This is a genomic window from Halorubrum sp. CBA1125 (genome assembly GCF_009742825.1).
GTDB lineage: Archaea > Halobacteriota > Halobacteria > Halobacteriales > Haloferacaceae > Halorubrum.
Map to the genome: position 1 here is coordinate 1 of NZ_WPCE01000238.1, position 3,825 is coordinate 3,825.

Consider the following 3,825-nt stretch of genomic DNA (forward strand, 5'->3'; position numbering starts at 1 on the left):
AACTCGACGAACCACGGCGTACTCCCCATCCACGCGAACATCCCCGCGAGCGGGTTGCCGTTCGTCGCCGCGACGTTCGTGAGGTAACCGCCCGCGGCGAACTCGCCGGTGATCTTCGTGAACCCGGAGTACGCGAACGCGTAGCCCATCATGAGACGGAGCGCGAGCACGAACCACGCACTGAGACTGTGAACTTTCCCGCCGACGGTCAGACCGCCGACTCTGCTCTCGAGCTGATTCATGCCGGAGTCGAGTGTGGACATAGTTATTGCACCTTCAACTATCAGTACGGAGGCAGAGACGATATAACGGCGAGCCGGCGTTCTGGGTCAGAAAATCGGCGGGCTATATTACGCTCCTGTCGCGAGTAGAGACGTGTGACTGAGGAGGCCGACCCGTCGGAAATCTTCGCGACACTCGACGACGAGTACGCCCGCGACATCCTCGTGGCGACGAAGACCGACCGCCTGTCTGCGAAGGAGCTCAGCGAGGAATGTGACATGTCACGCCCGACCGTCTCGCGCCGTGTCACCCGCCTCGTCGAGCAGGGCCTCCTCGAGGAGTATACGCACGTCGACCCCGGGGGACGGCACTACAGCGAGTATGAGGCGCGCCTCGAACGCATCGAAATCCTCCTGCAGGCGGAGGGCTTCGACGTCAACATCGACATCCAGCCTGACCCCGCCGACCGGATTACGACCATCTTCGAGGAAATGCGGGGAGACTGAATCATGGACCACACGCTATTCGTCATCGGCAAACTGTTCACGACCGCGTTAGCACTGGTCATCGCATATCAGGCCTATCGCGGGTACCAACGACATCACACGCAGTTACTCCTGTACGTCGCCGCCGGCTTCGCATTGGTCGGGCTTGGCGGCCTCCTTGAAGGCGTCCTCTTCGAACTCCTCCAGGTGTCGATCTTCGAAGCAGGATTCGTCGCAGCACTCGTCACCGCAGCCGGGATGCTGTCTATCCTCTACGCCCTGTATGCCCCGAATCCATAAGGATTCAGGACGCCCATTCGACAAGCGGCCTCTGCGCGTCGTGCCCGGTTCGAAGCCGCTACTGTTCGGACTCCCCTCGTTCTCGATAGTGTAGCGTCGCAGTGGGAGTTATATCCATATCGGTCGTACCATATCGTATGATTCGAACACTCGTCGGTGTCCTCGGCGCTATCTCAGCGCTGTTCCCGGACGAAATCGTCGAGCTCTTCGAGAAACTCGCCATTTCGAATCCAGACGAGGGAACAGTGAGAGGGTGGATACGTCCAGCAGTCCGGTCGGAGGGTGTTCTGATAGCTGCGCTTTCACTCTTTAACGGGCGAGCATACGCATTGCTGATGAATCTTACCGGCGTGTTCGGTGCGATAGTCCTCTTATTTCCCGACCTGTATCAGAGATTTGCCACCGCGTTCCTGTACGAGCGTCCAGAGTCGATAGAATGGAACGAGCGATTCCGCTTGGGCATTCGGGCTATCGGCGCACTCTATGTCTTTTTAGCGGCGAAGACGTACAGAGAGCGTCACAACGATACTTGAGCCACCTCGCTATTGACACCTGGCGCATCCGATGTCTAGTTCGTTACGGCCGCAGGTATCACTTTGAATCTAAAGTTTGAGCCCCACGATATCAGTATGATCGAAGGGGAAATCCGCTAAAGAGAGGAGGCCGTGTGTATCCCTGTATGACGACGACGATCATCGTGGAAGGCATGACGTGCGGTCACTGTGAGCAGACGGTCGAAGAGGCCCTCGAAGAGGTATCCGGCGTGACTGACGTGACCGTCGACAGGGAGAGCGAACAGGCGAGCGTCGATGGTGAGGCAAATGTCACAGCTCTCGTGGAGGCCGTCGAAGACGCCGGGTACACCGCTTACGCCTGAGAATCGCGCGGACCACTCCGAGACAACGGCCAACCGTTGTCTTTGAAGCTTCGCTACGCTGGTCCTGCTGTACAGTTTCAGTGGGGAAGATTCAGGGGGCCAGCGGATCCACCTCTACAGAGAATATGGGCTATGGACGACCACAAAGATACAAATGAGAATCCCCCTGGAGGGGAACACCAGCAGGACGACAGCAGTCACCAGCACGAACACGGCGAGCAGGATGAATCGGACGCCGAGTCGGACGAGCAGCGGGTAGAACAGGAGCTACTGGAAGAAGAGGCACACCCTGCTGCGGAGAGTGAGACGGTGCTCGACGAGCAGCACGAGCACGCTGGACACGAGGGCGAAGGACACGACCACGGTTCCCATGAGGGCCACGGTGAGGGGCATGGCGGGATGCACGAGGGCCACGAGCAGATGTTCCGCCGGCGCTTCTTCGTCTCGACGCTCCTGTCGATCCCAGTCCTGCTATACAGCGAAATGCTGCAGGAGTGGCTCGGGTTCTCCGTCCCCGCGTTCCCGGGCAGCGAGTGGATCAACCCCGTCTTCGCGGTCATCGTCTTCGCGTACGGTGGGATGCCGTTCCTCCAGATGGCGGTGCCGGAGCTGAAAGACCGGTCGCCGGGGATGATGACGTTGATCTCGATGGCGATCACCGTCGCGTTCGTCTACAGTCTCGCGAGCGTGGTCTTCCCGACGCAGTCTGCGTTTTTCTGGGAACTCGTCACGCTGATCGACATCATGCTGCTGGGCCACTGGATCGAGATGCGGTCGGTCCGGCGGGCCTCCAGCGCGGTCGACGAACTGGCGAAACTGATGCCAGACACCGCCGAGCGTATTACCGACGACGGAGAAACCGAGGAGGTTCCCGTCAGGGAGCTCTCGGAAGGCGATCTCGTGCTCGTCCGGCCGGGCGCAAGTGTCCCTGCTGACGGCACCGTCGAGGAAGGTGATTCGGACGTCAACGAGTCGATGATCACTGGCGAGTCCAAGCCCGTCTCGAAGGAGCCTGGCGACGAGGTCATCGGCGGCACCATCAACGGCGATGGTAGTCTCCGCGTCCGTGTTGGCGCGACGGGCGAGGAGACGACGCTGGCGGGCATCATGCGTCTCGTCGAGGAAGCCCAGCAGAGCAAGTCCAAGACGCAGGTACTGGCCGACCGGGCGGCAGGCTGGCTGTTCTACGTCGCGCTCGGGGCGGCAGTCGTGACGGCGATTGCGTGGACCGTCGCGGTCTCGTTCGACGCGACCGTCATCGAGCGAGTCGTGACGGTGCTCGTCATCGCCTGCCCGCACGCCCTCGGGCTCGCCATTCCGCTGGTCGTCGCGATCAACACGTCGCTCGCCGCTCGCAACGGGATGCTCGTTCGCGACCGCATCGCGATGGAAGACGCACGGAATCTGGACGCGATCATCTTCGACAAGACAGGGACGCTTACCGAGGGCGAACACGGCGTCGTGGATATGGCGACCGTCAACGGCGTCGACGAGGACGACGCGCTCGGGCTGGCGGCAGCCGTCGAGAGTGACTCCGAACACATGATCGCGCGAGCGATTCGCGAGGCCGCCGACGAGCGAGACCTAACTACTCCCGACGCGACCGCCTTCGAGGCGATCAAAGGGCGAGGGGTTCGCGCAAACGTCGATGGAAACGAGGTGTACGTCGGTGGGCCGAACCTGTTGACCCAGCTCGATAGCGAGATCCCCGCCCATCTCCAGCGCTTCGCTGACGAGGCGGGACAGAACGCTCAAACGGTGGTGTATCTCGTTCGTGACAGTGAGTTGATCGCCGCGTTCGCGATGGCCGACGTAATCCGTGAAGAGAGTTTCCGCGTCGTCGACGCCCTCCACGATCTGGGAATCGAAGTGGCGATGCTGGACTGGCGACTCCCACGGAGCGTCGCCCAACGCTGTCGCTGACGAACTGGGCATCGACAC

4 protein-coding genes and 2 pseudogenes are annotated in these 3,825 nt (G+C 61.0%); 5 read left to right on the plus strand and 1 reads right to left on the minus strand.

Translation table 11 applies throughout. The features are described from left to right. Positions 1–263, minus strand: a pseudogene (locus GJ633_RS14860) (DoxX family protein); the annotation flags it as partial. 114 nt (positions 264–377) lie between these two features. On the opposite strand from GJ633_RS14860, the gene GJ633_RS14865 reads away from it, so the two are divergent. The 5 genes and pseudogenes from GJ633_RS14865 to GJ633_RS14885 all read left to right on the plus strand — a co-directional run. Continuing rightward, the gene (locus GJ633_RS14865) at positions 378–728 is read left to right on the plus strand and encodes a winged helix-turn-helix domain-containing protein (protein ID WP_092817278.1); all 351 of its coding nucleotides are present in this window, start codon (positions 378–380) and stop codon (positions 726–728) included. A 3-nt stretch (positions 729–731) separates the two neighbouring features. Next, entirely contained in the window at positions 732–1,007 is a 276-nt protein-coding gene (locus GJ633_RS14870; protein WP_004594584.1) for a hypothetical protein, read from the plus strand. A gap of 137 nt (positions 1,008–1,144) precedes the next feature. Beyond that, positions 1,145–1,540: a hypothetical protein gene (locus tag GJ633_RS14875; protein ID WP_004594583.1), complete on the plus strand. Its 396-nt coding sequence runs from the start codon at positions 1,145–1,147 to the stop codon at positions 1,538–1,540. 146 nt (positions 1,541–1,686) lie between these two features. Next, positions 1,687–1,884 carry a heavy-metal-associated domain-containing protein gene (locus GJ633_RS14880; RefSeq protein WP_004594582.1) on the plus strand — a complete coding sequence of 66 codons (198 nt, stop codon included), beginning with the start codon at positions 1,687–1,689 and terminating at the stop codon, positions 1,882–1,884. Between the two features lie 132 nt (positions 1,885–2,016). Then, positions 2,017–3,825 (plus strand): annotated as a pseudogene (locus GJ633_RS14885) (heavy metal translocating P-type ATPase); the annotation flags it as partial.

What these genes read in the sequence shown, in the direction of transcription:
- GJ633_RS14870 (WP_004594584.1), top strand. Translation starts at nt 732, where the DNA reads ATGGACCACACGCTATTCGTCATCGGCAAACTGTTCACGACCGCGTTA.
- GJ633_RS14875 (WP_004594583.1), top strand. Translation starts at nt 1,145, where the DNA reads ATGATTCGAACACTCGTCGGTGTCCTCGGCGCTATCTCAGCGCTGTTC.
- GJ633_RS14880 (WP_004594582.1), top strand. Translation starts at nt 1,687, where the DNA reads ATGACGACGACGATCATCGTGGAAGGCATGACGTGCGGTCACTGTGAG.